This is a genomic window from Micromonospora maris AB-18-032 (assembly GCF_000204155.1).
GTDB classification, from domain to species: domain Bacteria; phylum Actinomycetota; class Actinomycetes; order Mycobacteriales; family Micromonosporaceae; genus Micromonospora; species Micromonospora gifhornensis.
In genome coordinates, this window is sequence record NC_015434.1 from 2,278,351 (window position 1) to 2,304,643 (window position 26,293).

A 26,293-nucleotide genomic window follows, 5' to 3' on the forward strand; every position below is an offset into this window, starting at 1 on the left:
GCCGCCGTACCGAAGGTGATAGAGTCGCCCGTCATGCCGGGGCGCACGACAGCTCCAGGTCACGGCGCGGCGGCAGGCGCGCAAGGGTAGGGGTTGTCGCAGGGCGGCGCGACCGCGTCGGTCCGGCGCGATATCGATGCTTCCAAATCAGCCGGTTATCAGGGGTGGGCCAGTCGTGACCGTTCGTCAGTCGATCGTCTTCAACGGTGACCTCGGTAGCGGCAAGAGCACCGTGTCGGTGGAGATCGCCAAGCGGTTGGGGTTGCGCCGGGTCAGCGTCGGCGACCTCTACCGGCAGATGGCCCAGGAGCGTCAGATGACCGCGCTCCAGCTCAACCTGCACGCCGAGCTGGACCAGGCCGTCGACGGCTATGTCGACCAGCTCCAGCGCGACATCGCCGCCTCCGGTGAGAGCCTCGTCATGGACTCGCGGTTGGCCTGGCACTTCTTCACCGACGCGCTCAAGGTGCACATGATCACCGAGCCGGGTGAGGCGGCCCGCCGGGTGCTGCTGCGCCCCTCCGGGCCGGCGGAGAGCTACACCTCGCTGGAGGAGGCCAAGGCCAAGCTCCGGGAACGCAGCGAGAGCGAGCGGGGTCGGTTCCTGGTCCGCTACGGCGTGGACAAGGCCCGGCTGCGTAACTACGACCTGGTCTGCGACACCACCCGGGCCCCCGCCGACGAGGTGATCGAGCGCATCGTCGACGTGTACGAGGGTCGGCTCGCCCCCGAGGTGCTGCGCACCGCGCCGCCGCTGCTGCTGCTCGACCCGGCGCGGGTCTACCCGACCGAGGACGTCGCCGGTCTGCGTGGCCTGTGGGACTCGACGGACGTCGGGGCGGTGGCCGAGGCCGGCGAGACGGGGCTGGAGCCGCTGGAGCTGGGCTACACCGGCGAGTACTTCTTCGTGATCAACGGGCACCGTCGGCTCAGCGCCGCCCTGCGCAACGGCTTCCGGCTGGTGCCCGGCCGGCTGGTCGCCGAGGTCGACGAGCCGGTGGTGGGCACCACGAGCGCGGTCGACTTCTTCGCCGCCCAGGCCCGCCCCAGCCTGATCCACGACTGGGAGGCGGCCCACGACATCCGTCTGCCGCTGCCCGAGCACGCCCTGCTCGCCGGGGACGCGGTGCTGGCCGGGGAGCCCGGCGGCCTCGGCTGACCACTGGGCCGGCGTGCTGACCATTCGGGCGGCGCGCTGATAGATCACCCGGCGCGGTGCGCGCCGGGTGGCGTGCGGTGGGCATGATGAAGCCTTCCGGCACACCGGGAGGCCAGCCATGGACCCTGCGGAGACCTTCGCCACCCTCATGTCGCCCGAGGGACGCCTCGACCCCTATCCGGCGTACGAGCGGCTGCGTGCCCACGGGCCGGTGGTCCAGACCGGTCCGGGCGTGTACGCGGTCACCGGCTATCCCGAGGTCGACGAACTCCTGCGGGACCCCCGGATGCGGGTCTCCGACGACAAGTGGCGCGACATGATGCTGCCGCAGTGGCGCGACAGCCCGGCCCTGTCCACGATCGCCCGGTCGATGCTGGAGACCAACCCGCCGGATCACAGCCGGATGCGCCGACTCGCCGCCGGGGCCTTCACCCCACGCCGGATCGCGGCCATGCGGGACGTGGTGGCCGCCCAGGCCGACGAGTTGATCGAGGCGATGGCGTCGGCCGGCCGTGGCGGCCGACCCGTCGACTTCATGGCCGACTTCGCCTATCCGCTGCCGGTGGCGGTGATCTGCGCGCTGCTCGGGGTACCCGCCGCCGACCGTCCGCTGTTCCGGCGGTGGGCGGCCGATCTGACCGGCGTCCTGGAACCCGAGATCACCTGGGACGAACTGGTGGTCGCCGACGCGGGTGCCACCGAGCTGGTCGGCTACTTCACCGAGCTGGTGGCGGCGCGTCGACGCAGGCCGGCCGACGACCTGACCACCGCTCTGGTGCAGGCGCACGACGCCGGTGACCGGCTCACCGGCGACGAGCTGCTGGCCAACCTCGTGGTCCTGCTCGTCGCGGGCTTCGAGACCACCACCAATTTGCTGGGCAACGGTCTGGCGGTGCTGCTGGCCCATCGCGGCGCCGCCGACGTGCTGCGACGCCACCCGGAGCACGCCCCGGCGTACGTCGACGAACTGCTCCGCTACGACTCGCCCGTGCAACTGACCAGCCGTACCAGCAGCGAGACGCTGCGCGCCGGTGGGGTGGAGCTGCCGGCCGGCAGTTGGGTGCTGCTGCTGCTCGGGGCGGCCAACCGCGATGCCCGGCGCTACCCCGACCCGGCCCGCTTCGACCCGTGGCGGGCGCTGCTGAGCCCGCTGTCCTTCGGGGCCGGCCCGCACTACTGTCTGGGGGCCGGGTTGGCCCGGTTGGAGGGGCAGGTCGCCTTCACCCGGCTGCTGCGCCGGCTGCCCGCGCTGGCGTTGTCGGGTACGCCCCGGCGCCGGTCGCGGCTGACCCTGCGCGGGTACGAGACGCTGCCGGTCACCGTGGGTGAGCTGGCCCCGGTCGCCGATCATGGTGCGCCGGTCGGGGCGACCCCGGACACTCCGTAGACTGGTACGGCACCACCGCCCGCCCGTTAAGGAGTCAACCCGCGTGACCGTCCAGCCCATCCGTCTGTTCGGCGATCCGGTGCTGCGCACGCCGGCCGATCCGGTTGTCGATTTCGACGTGGAGCTACGCAAGCTCATCGCCGACCTGACCGACACCATGCGTGACAGCGCCGGGGCGGGGCTCGCCGCGCCACAGCTCGGTGTGGGCCTGCGGGTGTTCACCTTCGACGTCGATGACGTGGTGGGTCACCTGGTGAACCCGGTGCTGGAGTTTCCCGACGCCGAGGAGCAGGACGGCCCGGAGGGCTGCCTGTCCATCCCCGGGATGTACTTCGACACCAAGCGCCGGCAGAACGTGATCGCCAAGGGCTTCAACGGCTACGGCGACCCGCTGCAGATCGTCGGCACCGGCCTGATGGCCCGCTGCGTGCAGCACGAGACCGACCACCTCGACGGTGTGCTGTTCATCGACCGGCTGGACCCGGCCGGTCGCAAGGAGGCGATGAAGGCGATCCGCCAGGCCGAGTGGTACGACGACGGCGCCCCGCCCACGGTCAAGGTGAGCCCGCACGCCGCCGGCAGCCCCTTCGGTCTGGGGCGGTGACCGGGATGCGTGTGATCTTCGCCGGAACCCCGGCCGTGGCCGTACCCGCCCTCGCCGCCGTCGCCGAGTCCCGGCACGAGCTGATCGCCGTGGTGACCCGCCCCGACGCGCCGGCCGGTCGCGGCCGTGGCCTGGTTCGTTCCCCCGTGGGTGCCTGGGCCGACGAGCACGGCGTCGAGGTGCTCACCCCGGCCCGTCCGCGTGAGCCGGAGTTCCTGGAGCGGCTGCGCGACCTCGCCCCGGACTGCGTGCCGGTGGTGGCCTACGGCGCGCTGGTGCCGCCGGCCGCGCTGGAGATTCCCCGACTGGGCTGGGTGAACCTGCACTTTTCGCTGCTGCCCGCCTGGCGCGGTGCCGCACCCGTGCAGCACGCGGTGCTGCACGGCGACGAACTCACCGGTGCCAGCGTCTTCCAGTTGGAGGAAGGGCTGGACACCGGTCCGGTCTACGGCACGCTGACCGACGAGATCCGGCCCGCTGACACCTCCGGTGACCTGCTGGAGCGCCTGGCGCAGTCCGGCGCCGGGCTGCTGGTGGCGGTGCTGGACGCGTTGGCCGACGGCACCGCCCGTGCCGAGCCGCAGCCCGCCGACGGGGTGACCCTGGCACCGAAGCTGACCGTGGAGGACGCCCGGGTCCGCTGGTCCGACCCCGCCTTCGCGGTCGACCGTCGGATCCGTGCCTGCACCCCCGCGCCCGGGCCGTGGACGACGTTCCGGGGCGAGCGGGTGAAGTTGGGACCGGTCGTCGCGGCACCGGACGCCGACGCCCTCAAGCCCGGGGAGCTGAAGGTGGAGAAGTCGCGGGTGCTGGTCGGCACGGCCACCGTCCCGGTTCGCCTCGGCGAGGTGCGGGCGGCAGGCAAGCGGGCCATGCCGGCGACCGACTGGGCGCGCGGCGTTCGGGTCAGTGCCGGGGAGGAACTGGCGTGAGGGACACCGCGCCCCGCGGGGGAACGGACCGTCGGGGCGCACGCCCTGCGCGTCCGACGGTGGACCGCCCCCGGTACGCCGCGTACCAGGCCGTCGCCGCGGTCAACCGGGACGACGCGTACGCCAATCTGGTGCTGCCGTCGATCCTGCGCGAGGAGGGGCTGTTCGGGCGCGATGCCGCCTTCGCCACCGAGCTGACCTACGGCACGCTGCGGCACTCCGGCACCCTCGACGCGATTCTCACCTCGGCCGCCGGTCGGGACGTGCAGCGCATCGACCCGCCGGTCCGCGACGCGCTGCGCATCGGCGCGTACCAGCTGCTGCACACCCGGGTGCCGGCGCACGCGGCGGTCTCCTCGACCGTCGACCTGGTCCGGATGGTCGGTCAGGGCGCCACCGGTTTCGCCAACGCGGTGCTGCGCGAGGTCGCGGCGTGCGACCTGGACACGTGGGTGTCCCGCCTCGCCCCGTCGATGGAGACCGACCCGATCGGTCACCTGGCTCTCGCCCACAGCCATCCACAGTGGATCGTCAGGGCGTTCTCCGAGGCGCTCGACGGCGACCTCGGCGAGACCACCCGCCTGCTGATCGAGAACAACGAACGCCCACCGGTGCACCTGTGCGCCCGCCCGGGTCTCGCCGACCCGGTCGAGCTCGCCGACGCCTCCGGTGGCGCGCCGGGCGCCTTCTCGCCGTACGCCGTCTATCTCGGTGGCGGTGCACCCGGCGACGTGGCGGCGGTGGCCGACGGGCGCGCCCACGTCCAGGACGAGGGTTCCCAGCTCGTCGCCAACGCTCTGGCGGTGGCGCCGATCGACGGCCCGGACGGCCGCTGGCTCGACCTGTGCGCCGGGCCGGGCGGCAAGGCGGGGCTGCTCGGCGCGCTCGCCGCGCAACGCGACGCGCGAGTGACCGCGGTGGAGGTGGCCGAGCATCGGGCGCGCCTGGTCGAAGGTGCCACCCGTGGCCTGCCGGTGACCGTGTTGCACACCGACGGGCGGCTGGTCGGCGCCGAGCCGAAGCTGCCCGAGGGGCACTTCGACCGGGTGCTGGTCGACGCCCCGTGCACCGGTCTGGGTTCGCTGCGCCGCCGTCCGGAGTCGCGGTGGCGGCGTCAGCCCTCGGACCTGCCGGCGTTGACCCGGTTGCAGCGCGAGTTGCTCACCGCAGGGCTCCGTGCGGTCCGCCCGGGTGGGGTGGTGGCCTACGTGACCTGTTCCCCCCACACCGTGGAAACCCATGTGACGGTCACCGAGGCGGCCCGCCGATCCGGCGCCTCGGTGGACTTCGTCGACGCCCGGCCGTTGTTGCCGGCGGGCATGCCGGGGCTGGGGGACGGGCCGACGGTGCAGCTGTGGCCGCATCGGCACGGCACCGACGCGATGTTCCTCGCCGTGCTGCGCCGCGGCTGACGCCCAGCCCACCAACCCCGACCGACGCTGGCGCCGGTCCTGCCGGACAGCTGCGGCCCGCGGCCTCAGTTGATCGGCAGGGCTCGGCTGCCGGCACCCTTCATCGACCGGGTCAGGACGCGTTCGCTGCTCCAGAGGAAGCACTGCACCCCGCGGTTGCCGTTACGCCAGTCGTCCTCGGCGGGGTGGTAGAAGATGGTGCCGGCGCGGTACTGGACGTTGTTGTCGTCCGGCAGCTTGGCGAACTTGGCGATCAGGCTGCGGCAGGCCCGGTGGGCCCGGTCGGCGTTGTCCAGGAACGCCTTGTAACTGCCCTTCGGGGCCGTCCAGACACCGACGAACTCGGCCCGGTGCCGCGCCGTGCACTTCACGGCGACCATCTCGGTGACCTTGTCACCGCTGGTCTTGGCGTTGAAGCAGCCGTGCCGCAGCGGCGATGTGCCGGACAGGGCGCCGGCCAGGCTGGCCTTGCGGAGTACCGGGTCCGGGTTGTCCAGGCCGCGAAGTTCGGTGACGTCGCAGCGGAACCAGCGGGCGCCGCCGCCCCACGCCGCCGGTGAGGGGAAGACCACGCTCAGCCAGACCCGGGCGCTACGCCAGTCGGCTCCCAGGGCGGTGCGCACCTGCCGGTTGCACTCGCTGAAGGCGGTACGCATCGGGGCGCTGCCGACGGCCGGTGGCGTCGCCCCGTCGTCCGAGGTGAGCGCGCCGACGTGCAGGGTCTCGACCCGGTGCGGTTGATCGCAGGCCACCGGGTCGTACGCGCCGACGTAGCCGACGTCCAGCACCTGCGTGTGACACGTCCCCGAGTCGGGGGTGAACACCTCGGCCGCGGCCATCGGTGCCCAGTCGTCGCTGAGGTCGCCGTCGATCCCGGCCGGCTTCGTGCAGCCGGCCAGCGCCAGCGTCACCACCGTGCCCAGCGCGATTCCGGTCAGCCATCGTCGCATCCCCGTCGGCCCTCCCGCCGTCCGCGCTCGCCCCGCCCGCCGGCTCGCGCAGCGGCAGCATACGGCACGGTGATCAGGTCACGGGGAGTCCCTGCGGGCCGACCCCCCGCATCGAACCGGTGAGCTTGCGATCGTCGCTCCACAACAGACAGCGCACCCCCCGGTCGCCCTCCTCCCACTCGCGCTGCGACGGCGGGTAGAAGATCGAGCCGGCGCGGTAGGGCAGGTCGGAGTTGTTGGGTACGTCCGCGTACTCGGCGATCAGCGACATGCAGCGGCGGTGTGCCTGGCCGGCCGAGTTGGTGAACTCCTCCCAGGTCATGTCCTGCTCGGTGTACACCCCGACGAACTCGGCGCCGTGCGGTTCGGTGCACAGCACCGGCGCCATGTAGTTCAGGCTGTTGCCGATGAGCTTGGGGTCGAAGCAGCGGTGCACCAGCGGTGAGTCGCCGATCAGCGCCCCGCGCAGGCTGCCGGTGCGGTTGACCGGCCGGGTGTTGTCGATGCTGTCGGTCTCACTCAGGTCGCAGCGGAACCAGCGCGCGCCGCCGTTCCAGGCCGACACCGACGGCAGGGCGATGTTCAGGGTCAGGCGGGCGACGTGCCAGTCGCCGCCGAGGACCAGCCGGGCCCGCTGGTCGCACTCGGCCCGCGCGGTGCGCAGCGCCGCGGAACCGGGCTCGGGTCGAGGACCGTTGGCCGCCCGTCCGGTGAACGCGCCGACGTGCACCGCCTCGGCCAGATGGTTGCGCGCGCAGTCGACCGTCTCGTAGGTGCTCGCCTGCACGATCGCGGTGACCCGCGGCAGGCAGGCGTCGGTGGCCGGGACGAACATCGTCGGCACGCGCAGCGCGGGCCAGTCGTCGGTGAGGTCGCCGTCCGTCGCGCCCTGCCGTACACAGCCACTCAGTGCAATCGCAGCCGCGCTCGCCAACGCCAGCGCTGCGAACCACCGTCGCATCGTCCGCCCTTTCCGGGAGTCGGTGCCCGGCTGTCGGCTCCCGTGCCAACCGGCCTGCACGTTACCGTCACCGTCCCGGATGGAGTGTCGCCGCGATTTCCCCGTCTGGCCAGTCGGGACCACCTGCACACCGTGCCATCGCCTCCGGCGGGTGCCATTCTGCACCATTGGTCACCTCTGGGTCACGCGGTGTCCGTCAGATGGTGCCGTGCTGCCGGTGGCCGGTGGCCGCCTTCGTACACTGGCCGCGTGACCGTACCGCCGCTGATCGTCGCGCCGAGCATCCTCGCCGCTGATTTCGCCCGCCTCGCCGAAGAGGTCCGTGCCGTCGAGAACGCCGCGGACTGGTTGCACGTCGATGTGATGGACAACCACTTCGTGCCGAACCTGACCATCGGGTTGCCGGTCGTGCAGAGCCTGCGCGCCGCCACCGAACTCCCCTTCGACGTCCACCTGATGATCGAGGATCCGCAGCGGTGGGCGCCCGGCTACGCCGACGCCGGCGCCTACAACGTCACCTTCCACGCCGAGGCTTGTGACGATCCGGTGGCGCTGGCCAAGGACCTGCGTGCCGCCGGCGCCAAGGCGGGGCTGGCGATCGACCGGGACACCCCGATCGAGCCGTACCTGGACCTGCTGCCGAACTTCGACACGCTGCTGGTGATGACCATCAAGGCCGGGTTCGGTGGTCAGCGGTTCATCCCGCAGCTGCTGGACAAGGTCCGCGCCGTCCGTCGGCACCGTGACGCCGGCCATCTGGAACTGCGCATCGAGGTCGACGGGGGGATCGCCGCCGACACCATCGAGCAGGCCGCGGCGGCCGGTGCCGACGCGTTCGTCGCGGGCACCGCGGTCTACGGCGCCGACGATCCGGCCGAGGCGGTACGCCGGCTGCGGCAGTTGGCGGAGCGCGCGGCCGACGGGCAGTGAGGTGGAGGCCGCCGGTGACCGCAGGGACGTGATCCTCGTCGTCGACGACGACGAGGACATCGCCCGTTTCGTCGAGTTCAACCTGCGGCTGCACGGTTTCGACGTCATGCTGGCCAGCGACGGTCAGGAGGCGTTGGAGCTGATCGAACGTCAGCGTCCCGATCTCGCCGTGGTGGACCTGATGATGCCTCGCATCGACGGTCTGGAGTTGACCCGGCGGCTGCGGGCCGACCCGATGACCGCGGTCCTGCCGGTGATCATGTTGACCGCCAAGGGGATGACCCAGGACAAGGTCAACGGACTCAGCGCGGGCGCGGACGACTATCTGGTCAAGCCCTTCGACACCCTGGAACTGCTGGCCCGGGTCACCTCGACGTTGCGCCGCAACAAGGAGTTCCGCGAGGTCTCCCCGCTGACCGGGCTGCCGGGCAACAGCCGCATCCGCCGGGAGATCGCCGACCGGGTCCGCAGCGGCACCGACTACGCGGTCGGGTACATCGACATCGACCGGTTCAAGAGCGTCAACGACCGGTACGGGTTCGTCCGCGGCGACGACTTCATCGCCGCGTTGGCCCGGACCCTGCACCAGGCGGTGGTCTCGGTGGCGCCGCCGCCGGCCTTCCTCGGTCACGTCGGCGGTGACGACTTCGTGTTCGTCTGTACCCCGGATCAGGTTCTGGCGTTGACGTCCCGAGTTTCCGCAGATTTCGAGAAGGCGGCCGACGCGCTGTACGACCCCACGGACCGCGAACGGGGGTATGTGGAGCTGAAGGACCGGCGCGGAAACATGCGAAAAGCGGCTTTGGTGACGCTGTCCATCGGGGTCTGCGTTTCCGACGCCGACAAGCGTCTGACCAGCCCACTTGAGGCGATGACCATCGCCTCGGAGATGAAGAGCGTGGCCAAGAGCCAGCCCGGTTCGTACGTGGCGGTGGATCGTCGGCGCGGCGTCTCCGATCCGAATCAGCGTCATGTGAAGTAGCTCGCCGCTCTGGCCAAACCACCCACTCGCCGTGTAAGACTTTCCCTCAGTACCCACCACGCGCTGGCGGGACTCGGTGTAATTCCGAACCGGCGGTGATCCACGGTCCGACCGTGGTAAGCCCGCGACCCGGGAGCGGTTCGTCCGCCCGGTGGACCTGGTGAGAATCCGGGGCCGACGGTTGGGTGCGGCCCGTCCGCGCCCAGACAGTCCGGATGGGAGACAGCGCGCGGATCGGAAGGGGTCGGTGCTCGCCGTGTCGTGGCGTGCGCACCCTCCCTGCCGGGGCGGCTGTGCCGTTCCCGGATTCCGCCCGCATGCCTGTCGCCTCCCCGCCCGCGCCCGGACAGCGAGAGGGCAGGGGTCAGGCGATGGCGAGCGTCTCCGTGGACGAGGCGATGCGTCGCGCGATCGAACTCGCGGCGCGCGGGCTCGGCACGACCAGTCCCAATCCGGTGGTCGGTTGTGTGCTGCTCGACGCCGACGGCGAGGTGGTCGGCGAGGGCTTCCACGCGTACGCCGGTGGGCCGCATGCCGAAATCGTCGCGCTGGCCCAGGCCGGGCACCGGGCGAAGGGCGGCACCGCGGTGGTCACCCTGGAGCCGTGCGATCACACCGGGCGTACCGGCCCGTGCAGCGACGCCCTGGTGCAGGCGCAGGTGGCGCGCGTGGTGATCGCGGTGCCGGACCCCACCCCGGTGGCCGCCGGGGGTGCGGCGACGCTGCGGGCCGCCGGCATCCGGGTCGACCTGGGGGTACGCGCCACCGAAGCAGAGAACGGCAACGTCGCCTGGCTGACCGCGATGCGCCGGGGCTGGCCGTACGTGATCTGGAAGTACGCGGCGACGCTTGACGGCCGCTCCGCGGCGGCCGACGGCACCAGCATGTGGATCACCTCCGAGGCGGCCCGGATGGACGTGCACGCGCTGCGCGCGACAGTCGACGCGGTGATCGTCGGGGTGGGCACGGTCCTCGCCGACGACCCTCGACTGACCGTGCGCAACCTGCGTGACGGCAGCCTGGCCATCCGGCAACCGTTGCGCGTGGTGGTCGACTCGGCCGGGCGTACCCCGCTCGACGCCCAGATCCGCGATGCCGCCGCCCGCACCTGGATCGCCACCGCGGCCGAGGTGGGCGCCGGCCCGGACGGCGGGGTGGATCTGCCCGCGCTGCTGGCCGCCCTGCACGCCAAGGGGGTACGGGCCGTGCTGCTGGAGGGCGGGCCGAAGCTGGCCGGGGCGTTCCTCGCCGCCGGCCTGGTCGACCGGGTGGTCGGCTACCTCGCCCCCCGGCTGCTCGGCGCGGGCCCGGCGGCCCTGGTCGACGCCGGTGTTACCACCATCGCCGAGGCCATCGACCTGGAGATCACCGACGTTACGCAGATCGGTCCCGATCTACGTATCACCGCGCTGCCCCGCAAGAGGGAGGGCTAGGCATGTTCACCGGCATCGTCGAGGAGTTGGGTGAGGTCGTCGGGGTGACCCCGACGGCGCAGGACTCCGTCCTGGTCGCGGTCCGTGGCCCGCTGGTCACCTCCGACGCCCGGCACGGCGACTCGATCGCGGTCAACGGCGTCTGCCTGACCGTCGTCGACGTCGACGGCGGGGTGTTCACCGCCGACGTGATGGGCGAGACGCTGCGCCGCTCGGCGCTGGGCACGCTGCGTGCCGGGGACCCGGTCAACCTGGAGCGCGCCGCCGCGCTGGGCAGCCGCCTCGGTGGGCACCTGGTGCAGGGGCACGTCGACGGCGTCGGTGAGGTGCTCGCGCGGGAACCCGCGCCGCGCTGGGAGACCGTCCGGTTCCGGCTGCCGGTGGCGCTGTCGCGGTACGTGGTGGAGAAGGGCTCGATCACCATCGACGGGGTCTCGCTGACGGTGGCCGAGGTCGGCGACGACTGGTTCAGCGTCGGCCTGATCCCGACCACCCTGGCACTGACCACCCTCGGCACCCGAGCCGTCGGCGACCCGGTCAACCTGGAGATGGACGTGCTGGCCAAGTACGTCGAGCGGCTGCTCGGCGCCCGCCCGGCCGACGCGCCCGTGCCCGGCCCGGTGGCGTCGTGACCGGCGCGTGCGGCCGGTCGGTCACCGCCGAGGTCAGCCGGTGGCGCACCGCGCGGACCACCACCGCGGCGTCCGTCCCGATTCCATCCACCTACGCGGAGGCCGTCGCATGACCGAGCACAGCGAGCCGGGACCCTTCACCGACATCGAACAGGCGCTCGCGGAGATCGCCGCCGGCCGGCCGGTCGTCGTGGTCGACGACCCCGACCGGGAGAACGAGGGCGATCTGATCTTCGCCGCCGAACTGGCCACCCCGGAACTGCTGGCGTTCACCGTGCGGCACACCTCGGGCTTCATCTGCGTACCGCTGACCGAGGACGAGTGCGACCGGCTGGACCTGCCGCCCATGCACCACACCAACCAGGACCGCCGGCAGACCGCGTACACGGTGACGGTGGACGCCCGGGAAGGGGTGAGCACCGGCATCTCGGCGGCCGACCGGGCGCACACCATCCGGCTGCTCGCCGACCCGTCGACCGGGCCCGCCGACCTGGCCCGGCCCGGGCACGTGGTGCCGTTGCGGGCCCGCCCGGGCGGGGTGCTGCGGCGGGCCGGACACACCGAGGCGGCCGTCGACCTGGCCCGGCTGGCCGGTCTGCGACCCGCCGGGGTGCTCTGCGAACTGGTCAACGACGACGGCAGCATGATGCGCCTGCCGGACCTGGAGAAGTTCTGCGCCGAGCATTCGCTGGCCCTGATCACCATCGCCGACCTGATCGCCTACCGGCGTCGCATCGAGAAGCAGGTCGAACTGGTCGCCGACGCCCGGATGCCCACCGAGCACGGGGTGTTCCGGGCGCTGGGCTACCGCAGCGAGACCGACTCGGCCGAGCACGTGGCCCTGGTGATGGGGGACATCGGTGACGGCCGGGACGTGCTGGTCCGGGTGCACTCCGAGTGCCTGACCGGAGACGCCTTCGCCTCGGTGCGCTGCGACTGCGGTCCCCAGCTCAACGCCGCCCTGGACCGGGTGGCGAAGGAGGGGCGGGGCGTGGTGCTCTACGTACGCGGCCACGAGGGGCGCGGCATCGGGCTGCTGCACAAGCTTCAGGCGTACCAGTTGCAGGACCAGGGCCGCGACACGGTCGACGCGAACCTCGACCTCGGTCTGCCCGCCGACGCGCGGGACTACGGCACCGGCGCGCAGATCCTCTACGACATCGGGGTGCGCTCGATGCGGCTGCTCACCAACAACCCCGCCAAGCGGGCCGGGTTGGAAGGCTACGGGCTCACCGTCACCGGCCGGGAGAGCCTGCCGGTGCGCACCCACCCGGAGAACGTGCGCTACCTGCGGACCAAACGGGACCGGATGGGGCACCTGCTCGACGTGGACGAGACCGCCGAGGCCCCGATGGGTCGTCCGGTGGCCGGCAACGAGATCGGAGCGTAGGACAGATGGCAGGTTTCGGTGAGCCGGGGACGACCCCGGTCGACGCGTCGGGAATGACCGTGGGCGTGGTCGCCGCACGCTGGCACGGCGAGCTGACCGACCACATGCTCGACCGGGCGGTGGCCGCCGCGCAGGCGTGCGGAGCGCAGGCCGTGGTGGCCCGGGTGGCCGGCTCGGTGGAACTGCCGGTGGTGGCCCAGGCCCTGGCCCGCCGCTGCGACGTGGTGGTCGCCCTCGGCGTGGTGGTACGCGGCGCCACCGCCCACTTCGACTACGTCTGCCGGTCGGTCACCGACGGCTTGACCCGGGTCGCGCTCGACGAGGGCAAGCCGGTGGCGCACGGGGTGCTCACCGTCGACACCCTCGACCAGGCCCGCGACCGGGCCGGGCTGCCCGGCTCCGCGGAGGACAAGGGCTGGTCCGCCACCGTCGCCGCGCTGGACGCCGCCCTGGCCATCCGTGGCGTCAGCACCGGCGGCAACCAGCGCGTCGGCTTCGGCGTCTGAGGGCGTACGCCACCCCGACGCCGACCGCCACCCCGGCGGGTCCCGCCGCCGACCGGCGGTCCGGTTACGCCGGGACGGTCTGCGGGTCACCGGCGGCGTCGTGGGCGGCCATGGCCTCCTGCCGGTCGGCCTCCTCGCGCAGGATGGCGCAGTGCAGCCACGACTGCGGGATGCCGAACCCGTCCACCAGCGTGCCCATCTGCGGGCGTAGCTCCTTGAGCAGGTTGTTCACCACGGCGGTGATCACCTTGGCGCGGGCCGGGGTGAGCCGGCCGTGCTCCAGGAACCAGCCCTTGTGGGCCTCGATGACGCTGAGCGCGTACAGGTCGCAGACCCGGGACAGCAGCGCCTTGACCGCCGGATCCGAGGTGGCCTCGATACCGGCGACGAACGCCTCCAGGGTGACCCGGTCGACGTGCGCGGCGGCGACGGCCAGGACGTGGTCCTGCACGTCGTTGAAGATGTCGAAGGGCCGGTCCTTCTTGGTGCTGGCGCCGTTGCGCAGCCGCCGGACCGCACCGTCGAGCAGGTGTCGTTCACGGTCCTCGAAGGCCTTCAGCTGCCAGCCGCGGTCGGTGACCGCGACCTCCTCGTCGCGGCCGGGCACGGCGCTGACCAGCCGTTCGATGAGCGACCGTGCGGCGGTACGCTCCAACACCATCTCGCGGACCTGTTCGGCGACGAACGAGGCCCGCCCCCAGCCGTCCAGCGAACCGAACTCGTCCCGGTAGCCGGTGAGCAGCCCCTTGGCCACCAGCTGCAACAGCACCGTGTTGTCGCCCTCGAAGGTGGTGAAGACGTCGGTGTCGGCCTTCAGGCCGGGCAGCCGGTTCTCGGCCAGGTAGCCGGCCCCGCCGCACGCCTCGCGGCACATCTGGATGGTGCGGGTGGCGTGCCAGGTCTGCGCGGCCTTCAGACCGGCGGCCCGCGACTCCAGCTCCCGCTGCCGATGCTCGTCGACCGGGCCGTCGCCGCCCTGCACCTGGTCGATCGCGGCGACCAGCTCGGCCTGGGCGAAGTGCAGGGCGTACGTGGTGGCCAGCGCGGGCAGCAGCTTGCGCTGGTGGGCCAGGTAGTCGTTGAGCAGCACCTCGCGTTCGGCGTCGGGGCTGCTGAACTGGCGGCGGATGTCGCCATAGCGCACCGCGACGGTCAGCGCCACCTTGGTGGCCGCCGCCGCAGCGCCACCCACGCTCGCCCGCCCCCGGACCAGGGTGCCGAGCATGGTGAAGAAGCGTCGGGAGTCGTTGGAGATCGGGCTGGAGTAGGTGCCGTCGGCGGCCACCTGGCCGTACCGGTCCAGCAGCATGTCCCGGGGCACGGTGACGTGGTCGAAGCTGAGCCGCCCGTTGTCCACGCCGAGCAGGCCGGCCTTGGGCCCGGCGTCGCCAATGGTCACCCCGGGCATCGGGTTGCCCTGCGCGTCGCGGATCGGGACCAGCCAGGCGTGTACGCCGTGCCGCTGCCCGTTGGTGATCAGCTGGGCGAAGACGACAGCCATCCGGCCGTCGCGGGCCGCGTTGCCGATGTAGTCCTTGCGGGCCGCCTGATGCGGAGTGTGCAGGTCGAAGGTCTGCGTGGCCGGGTCGTACGTGCAGGTGGTGCGCAGCTGCTGCACGTCCGAGCCGTGCCCGGTCTCGGTCATCGCGAAGCAGCCGAGGATGTCACCGGCGACGATGTCGCGCAGGTAGGCGTCGTGGTGCCGCCCGGTGCCCAGCGACAGCACGGCGCCGCCGAACAGGCCCCACTGCACGCCCGCCTTGACCATCAGGGACAGGTCGACCTGGGCCAGCATCTCGGTGGCCACGATCGAGGCGCCGATGTCGGACCGGCCGCCGTACTCGGCGGGGAAGGCCGCGGGCATGCCCATCGTGACCGGCAGCCGGGGCAGCAGCCCGGTGATCCGCTCCCGTGCCTGGTCGCCGGTTTCCCCGTACACCGGCAGGAAGCTGTCGTCGAGTTCGGTGCGGTGGGCCTCGCGGACCTCGGCCCACGGTCCGTCCAGCACCTCTCGCAGGCGGGCGACGTCGACGGGTACGGACGGCTGACTGGACATGGCTGCTACCTCTGGCGACATCGTCATGGGTGCGTTTTGTACCCAATCGAGCTTACCGACCCACCACATTGTGGCCTCGATCATGGCGTAATCGGTGCCGGTAACCGCTCATCCCGCCCTCGACCGGGTCGGTCAGAGGCGGCGGGCCTCGATGATGCGGGCCAGGAACTGGCGGGTACGCGGGTGGACGGGATCGGCGAGCACCTGGCTGGGCGGGCCGGACTCGATGACCCGGCCGGCGTCGAGGAAGCAGACCTGGTCGGCCACGTCGCGGGCGAAGCCCATCTCGTGGGTGGCCAGGATCATCGTCATGCCCTCGGTCTTGAGGTCGCGGATCATCGTCAGCACCTCACCGACCAGCTCCGGGTCCAGCGCCGAGGTGACCTCGTCGAGCAGCAGCAGCCGGGGCGAGTTGGCCAGCGCCCGCACGATCGCCACCCGCTGCTGCTGGCCGCCGGAGAGCCGGTCCGGGTACGCGTCGGCCTTCGCCCCCAACCCCACCCGCTCCAGCAGCTCCCGGGCCCGGGCCTCCGCCTCGGCCCGCGCCCGACGGTGCACCCGGCGGGGTGCGAGGGTGATGTTGTCCAGCACGCTCAGGTGCGGGAAGAGGTTGTACGACTGGAACACCATGCCGATACGGCGGCGTACCTTGTCGGGGTCGACGCCGGGGGCGGTGATGTCCTCGCCGTCCAGCTCGATCGTCCCGTCGTGCAGGTCCTCCAGCAGGTTGATGCAGCGCAGCAGGGTCGACTTGCCCGACCCGGAGGACCCGATCAGGGCCACCACCTGGTGTTCGGCCACGGTCAGGTCGAGGCCGTCGAGGACCACCTGGTCGCCGAAGACCTTGCGCAGCCCGCGGCACCGCAACACGTCCATGCTCAGCCTCCGGACTGGCGTCGGGCCGCCCGCAGGGTGACCCGGTCGGTGACGGCGATCAGCGGAATGGCCAGCAGCACGAAGAGCACCCCGGCCACGATGTACGGCGTGTAGTTGAAGCTCTGCGCGGTGGCGATCTGCGCGGCCCGGACCGCGTCGATCGGGCCGGCCAGGGAGACCAGGCCGACGTCCTTCTGCAACGCCACCACGTCGTTGAGCAGCGGCGGCGCCACCCGCCGGACGGCCTGCGGCAGCACCACGTGCCGCATGGTCTGCCGGTAGGTCAGCCCCAGCGACCGGGCCGCCGCGAGCTGACTGGGATGCACCGACTCGATGCCGGCGCGGAACACCTCGGCCAGGTACCCGCTGTAGGTGAGCACCAGCGCGAGCCCGCCCAGCACCAGCACCGGCGGCATGCCCTGCAACCGCAGGCCCGGCACGCCGAGGGTGAGCAGGTAGAGCACGATGATCAGCGGCAGGCCCCGGAAGGCGTACGTGTAGCTGGTGGCCAGCGCCCGGATCGGGAAGAAGACCGGCCCGCGCAGGGTACGCAGGATCGCGATCACCAGCCCGAGCAGCAACGCGCCGATGGCGCAGCAGACCAGCAACCGCAGGTTGAGCCAGAGCCCGGTCAGCACCGCCGGCAGCGCGTCCCGGGCGATCTGCGGGTCGAAGAACGAGGCGCGTACGCGGTCCCAGCCGGGCGCCCCGGTCACCGCGAACGCCAGCAGCGTGCCGACCGCCGCCGTGGAGGCGGCGGCGATCAGCACGCTCAGTACGGTCTGCCTGCGGCGGTACTCCTCTCGGGCCCGCTGGGCGGGGGAGGGGACGTACGAGGTTGCGCTCACGTGAGTTCAGGGGCTCCCGCGACCTGGGCCAGCCACTGCTGCTCCAACTGCTTCAACACGCCGTCGGCGGTGAGCTGCCCGACCGCGTTGCTGACGCAACCGGTCAGCGGGGAGTCCTTGTCCAGCAGCAGCCCGAACGCCTCCGGCGTGCCCACCTGCGGCAACTGGCCGACGATCACCGCGTCGTCGATCTCCGCGGCGGTGATGTAGAAGGCGGTGGGCAGGTCGACGACCAGGCCGTCGAGCTGACCGTTCTGCAGGGCCTTCTTGGCGTCGTCGTTGCTGTTGTAGACCTGCGGCTTCGTCGTCGGCTTCACCACGTCGGTGATCGCCTGGTAGCTGGTCGTACCGACCTGGGCGCCGAGCTTGGCCTCGCGCAGGTCCGCCAGGCTGGTCTTACCGGCGATCTTGGACGACTTCAGGGCGATGACGGTCTGCCGCACCAGGTAGTAGGGCGCGGTGAAGTCGACGGCCTTCTTGCGCTCCTCGGTGATCGAGAACTGGTTGATGTCGAAGTCGAAGGACTTCGGTCCGGGGGCGATCGCCGAGTCGAACTTGACCCGGGTCCAGACAACCTCGTCGCGGGTGTAGCCGAGCTTCTCCGCCACCGCGTAGGCCACCGCCGACTCGTAGCCCTGGCCGTTCTCGGGCTTGTCGTCGACGAACCACGGCTGGTAGGCCGGCTGGTCGGTGGCGATGGTGAGCTTGCCGGGGGTCTGGGTGGGCAGGTTCTCCTTCGCGCACGAGGCGGCGTCGGAGGTCGAGGGCGGGGGCGCGGGCTCGTTCTGCGGCGCGCAGGCGGTGACGGCGAAAAGGACCGCGCCGGCCGTGGCTAGCGTACGGATGCGTGGGGTGCTGACCATGGCCGACAGCGTACGACCACCATCGGCAGCTGCCGTAGAGCTGTCCCACCATGGTGGTAGGGAATACAGGTCCCGCTCACCGGTCACCACCGGACCCGGTGCACGCCACGACCCGGGGCAACTGGGAGAATCCGGTTCCGTGAAGACGTTCGAGGAGTTGTTCGCCGAGCTGCAGGCCAAGGCCGCCGCCGGCACCCCCGGCTCGGGCACGGTCGCCGCGCTGGAGAAGGGGGTGCACTTCATCGGCAAGAAGGTGGTCGAGGAGGCCGCCGAGTCGTGGATGGCCGCTGAGCACGAGGGGCCCGAACGCACCGCCGAGGAGATCTCCCAGCTGCTCTACCAGGTGCAGGTGTTGATGCTCGCCAGCGGACTGGAGCTCAAGGACGTCTACCGACATCTCTGAGTGCCCGCCGTCGACTCTTGACCCGATCGAAGGAGCACTCCGTCATGCTGCGTGTCGCCGTACCCAACAAGGGCGCCCTGGCCTCCTCGGCCGCCGAGATGCTGCGCGAGGCGGGCTACCGCCAGCGCAGCGACCCGAAGGACCTGGTCTGCCGGGACGAGGCAAACGACATCGAATTCTTCTACCTGCGACCGAAGGACATCGCCACCTACGTCGGCTCCGGTGACCTGGACGTCGGGATCACCGGCCGGGACCTGCTGATCGACTCCGGCGCGCCGGCCGAGGAGGTCGTCGACCTGAACTTCGGCCGGGCCACCTTCCGGTTCGCCGCCCGCCCGGACGACGTCGACGACGTCCAGGAGCTGGGTGGGCACCGGATCGCCACCGCGTACCCGGGGTTGGTCGAGCGTCACCTCGCCGAGTTGGGCGTCAAGGCCGAGGTGATCCGCCTCGACGGCGCGGTGGAGAACGCCATCCGCCTGGGCGTGGCCGACGTGGTCGCCGACGTGGTCGAGACCGGCGCCACGCTGCGCCAGGCCGGCCTGGTGGTCTTCGGCGAGCCGCTGCTGCGCTCCTCGGCGGTGCTGGTCCGCCGGGCCGGCGCGACCGCGCACCCGCAGGCGGAGCAGTTGCTGCGCCGGCTGCACGGGGTGCTGGTGGCCCGCCGGTACGTCATGCTCGCCTACGACGTGCCGGCCGGCCTGCTGGACCGGGCCAGCTCGCTGACCCCGGGCATCGAGTCACCGACCGTCTCGCCGCTGCACCGTGAGGGCTGGGTGGCGGTGCAGGCCATGGTGCTCCGCGACGACGTGCACCGGATCATGGACGAGCTCTACGAGCTCGGGGCCCGGGCGATCCTGGTCACCAACATCCACGCCTGCCGGTTGTGACCGGTGCGGCGGACGGTGTCGCTGCGTGTGGCACCGTCCGCCGGGCCGGGGGCGGATGGCAGACTGGTGCCATGAGTCAGCGGGACGCAGCTCAGCGGGGTGCAGCGCAGCCGGGTGCCGATACGGCCGACCGTGGGCCGGTGACCGGCGGCGAGCCGGTGCGGCTGCGGCCCCGGCGCATCCGGGTGGTCTGCTGGGTGTCGGCGGTCGTGGTGGTGGTGTTGTTCGCGGTGATCGCCACCACGCTGACCGGGCCGACCGGCAACGGTTACGGCACCTTCCAGCGCGGCGACCAGTTCGCCATGATCGGGCTCGGCGTGCTCTTCGCCCTCGGTGCCCTGCTGTTCACCCGTCCCCGGGTGGAGGCGGACGCGCGGGGGGTGCGGGTCCGCAACATCATCGGCTCGTACGAGCTGCCCTGGGAGGTCGTCCGGGGGATCCGGTTCGACCGCGGCGCGCCGTGGGCCGCCCTGGAGTTGTACGACGACGATCTGCTGCCGGTGGTGGCGCTGCAGGCCGCCGACAAGCAGCATGCGGTCGACGGGGTGCGTGCCCTGCGCCGGCTGCACCAGGCGCACCTGGCCGCCCTTGCCGAGCGCACCCCCGGCCCCTGACCTGCCTGCCGCCCGGCGGCGGACAGCGTCGGCACCACCGGTCCGTGCGACAGCGCAGGCGACACGGTGGGTCGGTTTGAGGCCTCGGTGACCGGGGTGTAGTGTGGTCAAGTCGACCAGGCTGTCCGTGTGAGCGGGCGGCCACGAAAGTGGGGCGCCTGCTCCCACCCGAGTTCGCCAACTGCGGCGGCCGGGTCCGGTCACCGGTTCCGGGCACGTCCCGGCTCCGGATGCGCGATCCTGTGATCGTGCCGACCGGTCGAGCGGGCCCTGGCATGCGCCGGGGCCTTCTGCTTTCCGCGCCGGTTCCCGACGGGAGCCGCACGGGTCGGCCACCGATGAAGAACCGACTCGAGGAGGCCCCATCAGCGTCGAACCACGCGTGAACGAGCAGATCCGGGCACGTGAGGTCCGACTGGTCGGCCCCGAGGGTGAGCAGGTGGGCATCGTCCCGCTGGAGCGCGCCCTTCAGCTGGCCGCGGACGTCGATCTGGACCTGGTCGAGGTTGCGCCGATGGCGCGCCCGCCGGTGTGCAAGCTCATGGACTTCGGCAAGTTCAAGTACGAGAGCGCACTGAAGGCGCGCGAAGCGCGGCGTAACCAGCAGCAGACCGTCATCAAGGAGATGAAGCTCCGACCGAAGATCGATCCGCACGACTACGAGACCAAGAAGGGTCACGTGGTGCGGTTCCTCAAGGCCGGAGACAAGGTCAAGGTGACGATCATGTTCCGCGGTCGCGAGCAGAGTCGCCCGGAGCTGGGTTACCGGCTCCTGCGTCGGCTCGAGTCGGAGATCACGGAACTGGGATATGTCGAGTCCGCTCCTAAGCAGGACGGCCGAAACATGATCATGGTTCTCGCTCCGCACCGGGCCGTGAAGGCCTCCGCGGTCGCCGCCACGGCGTCGCGTGGCGGACCTCGGGAGCGGACCGCGGAGGATTCCGCGGCGGCTACCGAGCCCGCAGCGGCTACCGAGTCCGTGACGGCCGGTGAGAGCGCAGCAGCCGGTGAGACCGGCGGGACCGCTGACACCAGCGGCCAGTAACAGGGGAGAAGACGTTCCACATGCCGAAGATGAAGAGCCACACGGGGACGGGTAAGCGGGTCCGCGTAACCGGCAAGGGCAAGATCATGAAGCAGCAGGCCGGTCTGCGCCACAACCTGGAGAAGAAGCCCTCCACCCGTACCCGGCGGCTGACGGGCGTGGTCGAGGCCGCCAAGTCCGACGTCAAGCGCCTCAAGAAGCTGCTCGGCCGCTGACGCGCGCCACCTGAGCCCAAGAAGGAGTTGAGATGGCACGCGTCAAGCGGGCTGTGAACGCCCAGAAGAAGCGCCGTACCCTGCTGGAGACCGCGAGTGGTTACCGCGGTCAGCGCTCCCGGCTGTACCGCAAGGCCAAGGAGCAGGTGCTGCACTCGATGCAGTACGCCTACCGGGACCGTCGTGACCGCAAGGGCGACTTCCGGCAGTTGTGGATCCAGCGGATCAACGCGGGTGCCCGCGCCAACGGCATGACCTACAACCGGCTGATCCAGGGCCTGCGCCTGGCCGGCATCGAGGTCGACCGCAAGATCCTGGCCGACATGGCCGTCAACGACGCCGCCGCCTTCGCGGCGATCGTCGAGCTGGCCCGGGCCGCGGTGCAGGCCGAGGGCACCGGCGGCGCGGCGGCCCAGGCCGCCTGATCCCCGCACAACGCAGCGAGGCGTCCCTCGACGACGGGGGGCGCCTCGCGCGTGTGTGGTGAGGACACCATGCCCTTCACGCCGCGTACACCCCGGGTGGTCGCCGCCCGCCGGTTGCAACGCCGCCGCGACCGCGAGGCCACCGGCCGGTTCCTCGCCGAGGGACCGCAGGCGGTCCGCGAGGCCCTGGCCCGCTCCCGGACGGTGCTCGAACTGTTCGGTACGCCCACCGCGCTCGACCGCCACGCCGACCTGGCGGCAGCCGCCGCCGGCGCCGACGTACCCGTCTCCGAGGTGACCGACGAGGCGCTCGCGGCGCTCGCCGAGACCGTCGCCCCGCAGGGCCTGGTCGCCGTCTGCCAACACCTCGACGTGCCGCTGGCGACCGCGCTGTCCCGCGGTCCGCGGCTGGTCGGGGTGCTCGCGGGCATCCGGGACCCGGGCAACGCCGGCACCGTGTTGCGGACCGCCGACGCGGCCGGCGCCGCGGCGGTGGTCTTCGCCGGGGAGGCGGTCGACCCGTACAACGGCAAGTGCGTCCGGTCTTCGGCGGGCAGCCTGTTCCACGTCGACGTGGTACGCGAACGCGACCCGGCGGCGGTGGTCGACGCCGCCCGCGCCGCCGGTCTGGTGGTGCTCGCCGCGACCGGCTACGGCGAAGCGGATCTCGACGACCTGGCCGACGCCGGCCGACTCGCCGTTCCCACCGCCTGGCTGTTCGGGTCCGAGGCGCACGGCCTGCCCGACGAGCTGATCGCCGCCGCCGACGCCCGGGTCCGGGTCCCGCTGCACGGGCGGGCCGAGAGCCTCAACCTGGCTGCGGCCGCGGCGGTCTGCCTGTACGCTTCGGCGAGAGCCCAGCGCTGACATGAGATCACGCGCAGGAACATGTGCAGAGCACGAGGAGAGCGGCCGGTGATGGTGGACGCACCACGGCGTACGTTTAGCCAGCCCGCCGGTGTCGGCGGGCGGCGAGCCTGACCTGCTCTCCGCACCACTCCCACCGGCGGGCTGCGGCGCAGCCGCGCGTCCGTAGACTCGCTTCGCCGCCTGTGAGGGCCGGCGCCGCCGTGAGGAGTGCCCGTACGCCATGACCTACCGCAACGATCCGTACGACCCGAAGCAGGTCGCCCTGCTCGACCCGGCCGCCCTGGCCGAGGCCGTGACCGAGGCCGAGAAGGCGTTCGCCGCCGCCGGTGACCCCGACGCGCTGGCCGCGGTCCGCCCGGCGCACCTCGGCGACCGGGCCCCGGTCTCGCTGGCCCGTCGGGAGATCGGCGCGCTGCCGCCCGCCGCCAAGGCCGACGCCGGCAAGCGGGTCAACGAGGCCCGTCGCAGCATCGAGCAGGCCTACGCCGCCCGGTCCGAGGTGCTCGACCGCGAGCAGGCGCAGCGGGTCCTGGTCGCCGAGCGCGTCGATGTGACGCTGCCCTACGACCGGCGCCCGCGTGGCTCCCGGCACCCGGTCAGCGTGCTGATGGAACAGATCAGCGACCTGTTCATCGGGATGGGCTACGAGGTGGCCGAGGGCCCCGAGGTCGAGTTGGAGTGGACCAACTTCGACGCGCTCAACATTCCCGTCGACCACCCGGCCCGGGGCCTGATGGACACCTTCCACATCGCACCCGAGCAGTCCGGGCTGGTGCTGCGTACCCACACCTCACCGGTGCAGGCGCGCACGATGCTGACCCGCCAGCCGCCGATCTACGTGGTGGTGCCCGGCCGGGTCTACCGCACCGACGAGTTGGACGCCACCCACTCGCCGGTGTTCCACCAGGTCGAGGGCCTGGTGGTGGACAAGGGCATCACCATGGCCCACCTGCGCGGCACGCTCGACCACTTCGCCCGCGCCATGTTCGGCGAGGGCGCGAAGACCCGGTTCCGGCCGCACTACTTCCCGTTCACCGAGCCGTCGGCGGAGTTCGACGTGTGGTTCCCGGAGCACCGCAAGGGCCCACAGTGGGTCGAGTGGGGTGGCTGCGGCATGGTCAACCCGCGGGTGCTGCGCGCCTGCGGCATCGACCCGGAGGTCTACTCCGGGTTCGCCTTCGGCATGGGCATCGACCGCACCGTGATGTTCCGACACGGGGTGGGCGACATGCGGGACATGGTCGAGGGCGACGTCCGGTTCACCCGGGCGTTCGGCCACGGGGCGTAGTGCGGGCGCGCGAGTAACGGAGACGGTGGTAACGAGTCATGCGAGTTTCTGTCAGTTGGTTGCGGGAGTACGTCGACCTGCCGGACCTGCCCGCCGCCGACCTGGAGCGGGCCCTGGTCGACCTCGGCATCGAGGTCGAGTCCATCGTGGACCTGTCCACCACGGTAACCGGACAGCTGGTGGTCGGTGAGGTCCTGGAGATCGAGGAGTTGACCGGCTTCAAGAAGCCGATCCGGTTCTGCCGGGTGAACGTGGGCGCCGCCAACGGCACCGGTGAACCGCAGGAGATCGTCTGCGGGGCGCGCAACTTCGCCCCCGGCGACCGGGTCGTGGTGATCCTGCCCGGCGGGGTGCTGCCGGGCGGCTTCGCCATCGGGGCCCGCAAGACGTACGGGCGCAACTCCCACGGCATGATCTGCTCCGCCAAGGAGCTGGGTCTGGGCGACGACCACTCCGGCATCCTGGTGCTGCCTGAACACGTCGCCGCCAAGCCCGGCGACGACGCCCGTCCCGTGGTCGGGCTCGACGACATCGTCGTCGAGGTGGAGATCACCCCGGACCGGGGCTACCAGATGTCCCTGCGCGGGCTCGCCCGCGAACTGGCGCACGCCCTCGGCGTCGGCTTCCAGGACCCGGGTCGGATGCCGGCCACGCCGGGCACCGCCCAACCGGCGTACCCGGTCGAGGTACGCGACCCGGTCGGCTGTGACCGGTTCGCGGCCCGGATGGTGCGCGGCGTCGACCCGACGGCGCAGACCCCGCAGTGGATGCAGCGGCGGCTCACCGTTGCCGGCATCCGCAGCATCTCGCTGCCCGTCGACATCACCAACTACGTGATGCTCGAACTCGGGCAGCCGATGCACGCCTTCGACGCCGACCGTCTCGCCGGCCCGCTGGTGGTCCGTCGGGCGGTACCGGGGGAGAAGCTGACCACGCTCGACGGGGTGACCCGCGCCCTCGCCCCGGAAGACATGGTCATCTGCGACGCCGGCCTGTCCAACCCGGTCGCGGGCGACGGCGACGGGGTGCCGATCTCGCTCGCCGCCGTGATGGGTGGCGAGACCAGTGAGGTGCTGCCCAGCACCGTCAACGTGCTGTTCGAGGCCGCGCACTGGGACCCGGCGATGGTGGGGCGTACCGCGCGTCGACACAAGCTGTTCAGTGAGGCGGCGAAGCGGTGGGAGCGGGGCGTCGACCCGGCCCTGCCGCTGGTCGCCCTGGACCGGGCGGTAGCCCTGCTCACCGAGCACGCGGGCGGCACCGCCGGCGACGAGGTGCTGGACATCGACCACGTCGTGGCGCGTACCCCGGTGACGTTGCCGGTCGACCTGCCGAGCCGGCGGGTCGGGGTGGAGTATTCGCCGGCACGGGTGGTCGCCCTGCTGGAACAGGTCGGCTGCACCGTGGCGCGGGGTACCGACCGGCTCGCCGAGGATCCCGGCGAGGTGGGTGTCGCCGCAGGTGACGCCGACGTCCTCAGCGTCACCCCGCCGACCTGGCGGCCCGACCTGACCGACCCGGCCGACCTGGTGGAGGAGGTGGTCCGCCTGGACGGGTACGACAAGGTGCCGTCGCTGCTGCCCACCGCACCGCCCGGCCGGGGGCTGACCTGGCAGCAGCGGCGTAACCGGGCGGTGTCCCGGGCGCTGGCCGAGCGCGGCTACGTCGAGGTGCTGGCGCACCCGTTCGTCGCCACCGACCTCGCCGACCAGTTCGCCCTGCCCGCCGACGACCCGCGTCGCCAGGCGGTACGGGTGGCCAACCCGCTGTCCGACGAGGAGCCGCTGCTGCGGACCACGCTGCTCGGCCCGCTGCTCGGCATCGTCCGCCGTAACCTCGGTCGTGGCCTGCGGGACCTGGCGCTCTACGAGATCGGTGTGGTCTTCCAGCCGCGCCCGGGCGCCGGCAGCCCGCCGGCCATGGGGGTGGACCGGCGACCCACCGACGCCGAGTTCGCCGCCGCCGACGCGGTGGTCCCGCACCAGCCCCGGCACGTCGCCGTCGTGCTGACCGGCGACATCGAGCCGGCCGGCTGGTGGGGTGCCGGGCGACCGGCCACCTGGGCGGACGCCGTGGAGGCGGGCCGTGACGTCCTCGCCGCCGCCGGCGTGCCCGCCGACCGGATCGAGGTACGGGCCGCCGAGTACGCCCCCTGGCACCCCGGCCGCTGCGCGCAGCTGCTGGTCGACGGGACGGTCGTCGGTCACGCCGGTGAACTGCACCCGGCGGTGCTGGCCACACTGGAGCTGCCTCGGCGTACCAGTGCCATGGAGCTGGACCTGGACGCGTTGCCGGCAGCGCCGGTGCTGCCCGCGCCCGGAGTCTCCGGCTTCCCGCCGGCCCTGATCGACGTGGCGTTGGTGGTCGACGAGGCGGTCCCCGCCCAGGACGTCCAGCAGGCCCTCACCGAGGGCGCCGGTGAACTGCTGGAGGCGGTGCGCCTGTTCGACGTGTACGCCTCGGAGCAGCTCGGTGCTGGCCGCAAGTCGCTGGCCTACAAGCTCACCTTCCGGGCACCCGACCGCACCCTGACCGTCGAGGAGGCGGTTGCCGCCCGCGACGCCGCGGTGGCCCGCGCCACCGAACGCGTCGGCGCCACTCTCCGCGGCGCCTGAGATGTAA

General features: G+C 72.1%; 26 protein-coding genes and 1 riboswitch. Of the genes, 20 read left to right on the forward strand and 6 right to left on the reverse strand.

Features of this window, described 5'->3' with window-relative positions; all coding sequences use genetic code 11:
* The first annotated feature begins 175 nt into the window (after nucleotides 1-175).
* The 5 genes from VAB18032_RS10465 to VAB18032_RS10485 all read left to right on the forward strand — a co-directional run bounded on the left by VAB18032_RS10465 (nucleotide 176) and on the right by VAB18032_RS10485 (nucleotide 5,494).
* The gene (locus VAB18032_RS10465) at nucleotides 176-1,159 is read left to right on the forward strand and encodes an AAA family ATPase (protein WP_013732787.1); all 984 of its coding nucleotides are present in this window, start codon (nucleotides 176-178) and stop codon (nucleotides 1,157-1,159) included.
* 118 nt (nucleotides 1,160-1,277) lie between these two features.
* On the forward strand, nucleotides 1,278-2,546 hold the full coding sequence (locus tag VAB18032_RS10470) for a cytochrome P450 (RefSeq protein ID WP_013732788.1): 1,269 nt from the start codon (nucleotides 1,278-1,280) through the stop codon (nucleotides 2,544-2,546).
* Nucleotides 2,547-2,589: 43 nt separating this feature from the next.
* On the forward strand, nucleotides 2,590-3,150 hold the full coding sequence (def, locus tag VAB18032_RS10475) for a peptide deformylase (RefSeq protein ID WP_013732789.1): 561 nt from the start codon (nucleotides 2,590-2,592) through the stop codon (nucleotides 3,148-3,150).
* Between the two features lie 5 nt (nucleotides 3,151-3,155).
* The gene (fmt, locus tag VAB18032_RS10480) at nucleotides 3,156-4,082 is read left to right on the forward strand and encodes a methionyl-tRNA formyltransferase (RefSeq protein WP_013732790.1); all 927 of its coding nucleotides are present in this window, start codon (nucleotides 3,156-3,158) and stop codon (nucleotides 4,080-4,082) included.
* A 59-nt stretch (nucleotides 4,083-4,141) separates the two neighbouring features.
* The gene (locus VAB18032_RS10485) at nucleotides 4,142-5,494 is read left to right on the forward strand and encodes an RsmB/NOP family class I SAM-dependent RNA methyltransferase (RefSeq protein ID WP_013732791.1); all 1,353 of its coding nucleotides are present in this window, start codon (nucleotides 4,142-4,144) and stop codon (nucleotides 5,492-5,494) included.
* Nucleotides 5,495-5,559: 65 nt separating this feature from the next.
* Here the strand turns inward: VAB18032_RS10485 and VAB18032_RS10490 are convergent, their stop codons facing one another.
* Nucleotides 5,560-6,444: a septum formation family protein gene (locus VAB18032_RS10490; protein ID WP_013732792.1), complete on the reverse strand. Its 885-nt coding sequence runs from the start codon at nucleotides 6,442-6,444 to the stop codon at nucleotides 5,560-5,562.
* 73 nt (nucleotides 6,445-6,517) lie between these two features.
* Complete coding sequence (locus tag VAB18032_RS10495; RefSeq protein ID WP_013732793.1) at nucleotides 6,518-7,405, reverse strand: septum formation family protein; 888 nt, start codon at nucleotides 7,403-7,405, stop codon at nucleotides 6,518-6,520.
* A 249-nt stretch (nucleotides 7,406-7,654) separates the two neighbouring features.
* On the opposite strand from VAB18032_RS10495, the gene rpe reads away from it, so the two are divergent.
* The 6 genes from rpe (at nucleotide 7,655) to ribH (ending at nucleotide 13,278) form a co-directional block, all read left to right on the forward strand.
* Nucleotides 7,655-8,335: a ribulose-phosphate 3-epimerase gene (rpe, locus tag VAB18032_RS10500; RefSeq protein ID WP_013732794.1), complete on the forward strand. Its 681-nt coding sequence runs from the start codon at nucleotides 7,655-7,657 to the stop codon at nucleotides 8,333-8,335.
* A 1-nt stretch (nucleotide 8,336) separates the two neighbouring features.
* Complete coding sequence (locus tag VAB18032_RS10505; protein ID WP_013732795.1) at nucleotides 8,337-9,317, forward strand: GGDEF domain-containing response regulator; 981 nt, start codon at nucleotides 8,337-8,339, stop codon at nucleotides 9,315-9,317.
* Between the two features lie 58 nt (nucleotides 9,318-9,375).
* Nucleotides 9,376-9,548, forward strand: a riboswitch (FMN riboswitch).
* Nucleotides 9,549-9,688: 140 nt separating this feature from the next.
* Complete coding sequence (gene ribD / locus VAB18032_RS10510; RefSeq protein ID WP_013732796.1) at nucleotides 9,689-10,750, forward strand: bifunctional diaminohydroxyphosphoribosylaminopyrimidine deaminase/5-amino-6-(5-phosphoribosylamino)uracil reductase RibD; 1,062 nt, start codon at nucleotides 9,689-9,691, stop codon at nucleotides 10,748-10,750.
* Between the two features lie 2 nt (nucleotides 10,751-10,752).
* Nucleotides 10,753-11,382 carry a riboflavin synthase gene (locus VAB18032_RS10515; RefSeq protein WP_013732797.1) on the forward strand — a complete coding sequence of 210 codons (630 nt, stop codon included), beginning with the start codon at nucleotides 10,753-10,755 and terminating at the stop codon, nucleotides 11,380-11,382.
* 109 nt (nucleotides 11,383-11,491) lie between these two features.
* Nucleotides 11,492-12,772, forward strand: coding sequence for a bifunctional 3,4-dihydroxy-2-butanone-4-phosphate synthase/GTP cyclohydrolase II (locus VAB18032_RS10520; RefSeq protein ID WP_013732799.1), 1,281 nt, complete (start codon nucleotides 11,492-11,494; stop codon nucleotides 12,770-12,772).
* A 5-nt stretch (nucleotides 12,773-12,777) separates the two neighbouring features.
* Entirely contained in the window at nucleotides 12,778-13,278 is a 501-nt protein-coding gene (gene ribH, locus VAB18032_RS10525; RefSeq protein WP_043720344.1) for a 6,7-dimethyl-8-ribityllumazine synthase, read from the forward strand.
* A 64-nt stretch (nucleotides 13,279-13,342) separates the two neighbouring features.
* Here the strand turns inward: ribH and VAB18032_RS10530 are convergent, their stop codons facing one another.
* From VAB18032_RS10530 to VAB18032_RS10545, 4 genes are all read right to left on the reverse strand, one after another.
* Nucleotides 13,343-15,334, reverse strand: coding sequence for an acyl-CoA dehydrogenase family protein (locus VAB18032_RS10530; RefSeq protein ID WP_013732801.1), 1,992 nt, complete (start codon nucleotides 15,332-15,334; stop codon nucleotides 13,343-13,345).
* Nucleotides 15,335-15,466: 132 nt separating this feature from the next.
* Nucleotides 15,467-16,210 carry an amino acid ABC transporter ATP-binding protein gene (locus tag VAB18032_RS10535; protein ID WP_013732802.1) on the reverse strand — a complete coding sequence of 248 codons (744 nt, stop codon included), beginning with the start codon at nucleotides 16,208-16,210 and terminating at the stop codon, nucleotides 15,467-15,469.
* A 2-nt stretch (nucleotides 16,211-16,212) separates the two neighbouring features.
* Nucleotides 16,213-17,058: an amino acid ABC transporter permease gene (locus VAB18032_RS10540; RefSeq protein ID WP_043720348.1), complete on the reverse strand. Its 846-nt coding sequence runs from the start codon at nucleotides 17,056-17,058 to the stop codon at nucleotides 16,213-16,215.
* Complete coding sequence (locus VAB18032_RS10545) at nucleotides 17,055-17,921, reverse strand: ABC transporter substrate-binding protein (RefSeq protein ID WP_013732804.1); 867 nt, start codon at nucleotides 17,919-17,921, stop codon at nucleotides 17,055-17,057. The genes VAB18032_RS10540 and VAB18032_RS10545 overlap by 4 nt, the downstream gene beginning before the upstream one ends.
* A 139-nt stretch (nucleotides 17,922-18,060) precedes the next feature.
* Between VAB18032_RS10545 and VAB18032_RS10550 the strand changes: the two genes are divergently transcribed.
* From VAB18032_RS10550 to pheT, 9 genes are all read left to right on the forward strand, one after another.
* Nucleotides 18,061-18,324, forward strand: a complete 264-nt coding sequence (locus VAB18032_RS10550; RefSeq protein ID WP_013732805.1) for a phosphoribosyl-ATP diphosphatase — start codon at nucleotides 18,061-18,063, stop codon at nucleotides 18,322-18,324.
* A gap of 44 nt (nucleotides 18,325-18,368) precedes the next feature.
* A complete protein-coding gene (gene hisG / locus VAB18032_RS10555) occupies nucleotides 18,369-19,214 on the forward strand; it encodes an ATP phosphoribosyltransferase (RefSeq protein ID WP_013732806.1) in 846 nt (281 codons plus the stop codon).
* 140 nt (nucleotides 19,215-19,354) lie between these two features.
* On the forward strand, nucleotides 19,355-19,828 hold the full coding sequence (locus tag VAB18032_RS10560) for a PH domain-containing protein (RefSeq protein WP_013732807.1): 474 nt from the start codon (nucleotides 19,355-19,357) through the stop codon (nucleotides 19,826-19,828).
* A 382-nt stretch (nucleotides 19,829-20,210) separates the two neighbouring features.
* Nucleotides 20,211-20,873 carry a translation initiation factor IF-3 gene (infC, locus tag VAB18032_RS10565; RefSeq protein WP_013732808.1) on the forward strand — a complete coding sequence of 221 codons (663 nt, stop codon included), beginning with the start codon at nucleotides 20,211-20,213 and terminating at the stop codon, nucleotides 20,871-20,873.
* A gap of 20 nt (nucleotides 20,874-20,893) precedes the next feature.
* Complete coding sequence (rpmI, locus tag VAB18032_RS10570) at nucleotides 20,894-21,088, forward strand: 50S ribosomal protein L35 (protein ID WP_013732809.1); 195 nt, start codon at nucleotides 20,894-20,896, stop codon at nucleotides 21,086-21,088.
* Nucleotides 21,089-21,120: 32 nt separating this feature from the next.
* Nucleotides 21,121-21,513, forward strand: a complete 393-nt coding sequence (gene rplT / locus VAB18032_RS10575) for a 50S ribosomal protein L20 (RefSeq protein ID WP_013732810.1) — start codon at nucleotides 21,121-21,123, stop codon at nucleotides 21,511-21,513.
* Between the two features lie 69 nt (nucleotides 21,514-21,582).
* Entirely contained in the window at nucleotides 21,583-22,380 is a 798-nt protein-coding gene (locus VAB18032_RS10580; protein WP_013732811.1) for a TrmH family RNA methyltransferase, read from the forward strand.
* A gap of 223 nt (nucleotides 22,381-22,603) precedes the next feature.
* Nucleotides 22,604-23,671: a phenylalanine--tRNA ligase subunit alpha gene (gene pheS / locus VAB18032_RS10585; RefSeq protein ID WP_013732812.1), complete on the forward strand. Its 1,068-nt coding sequence runs from the start codon at nucleotides 22,604-22,606 to the stop codon at nucleotides 23,669-23,671.
* Nucleotides 23,672-23,709: 38 nt separating this feature from the next.
* Nucleotides 23,710-26,286, forward strand: coding sequence for a phenylalanine--tRNA ligase subunit beta (gene pheT / locus VAB18032_RS10590; RefSeq protein ID WP_043720353.1), 2,577 nt, complete (start codon nucleotides 23,710-23,712; stop codon nucleotides 26,284-26,286).
* Nucleotides 26,287-26,293: the final 7 nt, after the last annotated feature.

Coding starts and splice junctions, on each gene's coding strand:
- VAB18032_RS10470 (WP_013732788.1), top strand. CDS start 1,278: ATGGACCCTGCGGAGACCTTCGCCACCCTCATGTCGCCCGAGGGACGC.
- fmt (WP_013732790.1), top strand. CDS start 3,156: ATGCGTGTGATCTTCGCCGGAACCCCGGCCGTGGCCGTACCCGCCCTC.
- VAB18032_RS10490 (WP_013732792.1), bottom strand. CDS start 6,444: ATGCGACGATGGCTGACCGGAATCGCGCTGGGCACGGTGGTGACGCTG.
- VAB18032_RS10495 (WP_013732793.1), bottom strand. CDS start 7,405: ATGCGACGGTGGTTCGCAGCGCTGGCGTTGGCGAGCGCGGCTGCGATT.
- ribD (WP_013732796.1), top strand. CDS start 9,689: ATGGCGAGCGTCTCCGTGGACGAGGCGATGCGTCGCGCGATCGAACTC.
- VAB18032_RS10515 (WP_013732797.1), top strand. CDS start 10,753: ATGTTCACCGGCATCGTCGAGGAGTTGGGTGAGGTCGTCGGGGTGACC.
- VAB18032_RS10520 (WP_013732799.1), top strand. CDS start 11,492: ATGACCGAGCACAGCGAGCCGGGACCCTTCACCGACATCGAACAGGCG.
- ribH (WP_043720344.1), top strand. CDS start 12,778: ATGGCAGGTTTCGGTGAGCCGGGGACGACCCCGGTCGACGCGTCGGGA.
- VAB18032_RS10530 (WP_013732801.1), bottom strand. CDS start 15,334: ATGTCCAGTCAGCCGTCCGTACCCGTCGACGTCGCCCGCCTGCGAGAG.
- VAB18032_RS10535 (WP_013732802.1), bottom strand. CDS start 16,210: ATGGACGTGTTGCGGTGCCGCGGGCTGCGCAAGGTCTTCGGCGACCAG.
- VAB18032_RS10545 (WP_013732804.1), bottom strand. CDS start 17,921: ATGGTCAGCACCCCACGCATCCGTACGCTAGCCACGGCCGGCGCGGTC.
- hisG (WP_013732806.1), top strand. CDS start 18,369: ATGCTGCGTGTCGCCGTACCCAACAAGGGCGCCCTGGCCTCCTCGGCC.
- rpmI (WP_013732809.1), top strand. CDS start 20,894: ATGCCGAAGATGAAGAGCCACACGGGGACGGGTAAGCGGGTCCGCGTA.
- rplT (WP_013732810.1), top strand. CDS start 21,121: ATGGCACGCGTCAAGCGGGCTGTGAACGCCCAGAAGAAGCGCCGTACC.
- VAB18032_RS10580 (WP_013732811.1), top strand. CDS start 21,583: ATGCCCTTCACGCCGCGTACACCCCGGGTGGTCGCCGCCCGCCGGTTG.
- pheS (WP_013732812.1), top strand. CDS start 22,604: ATGACCTACCGCAACGATCCGTACGACCCGAAGCAGGTCGCCCTGCTC.
- pheT (WP_043720353.1), top strand. CDS start 23,710: ATGCGAGTTTCTGTCAGTTGGTTGCGGGAGTACGTCGACCTGCCGGAC.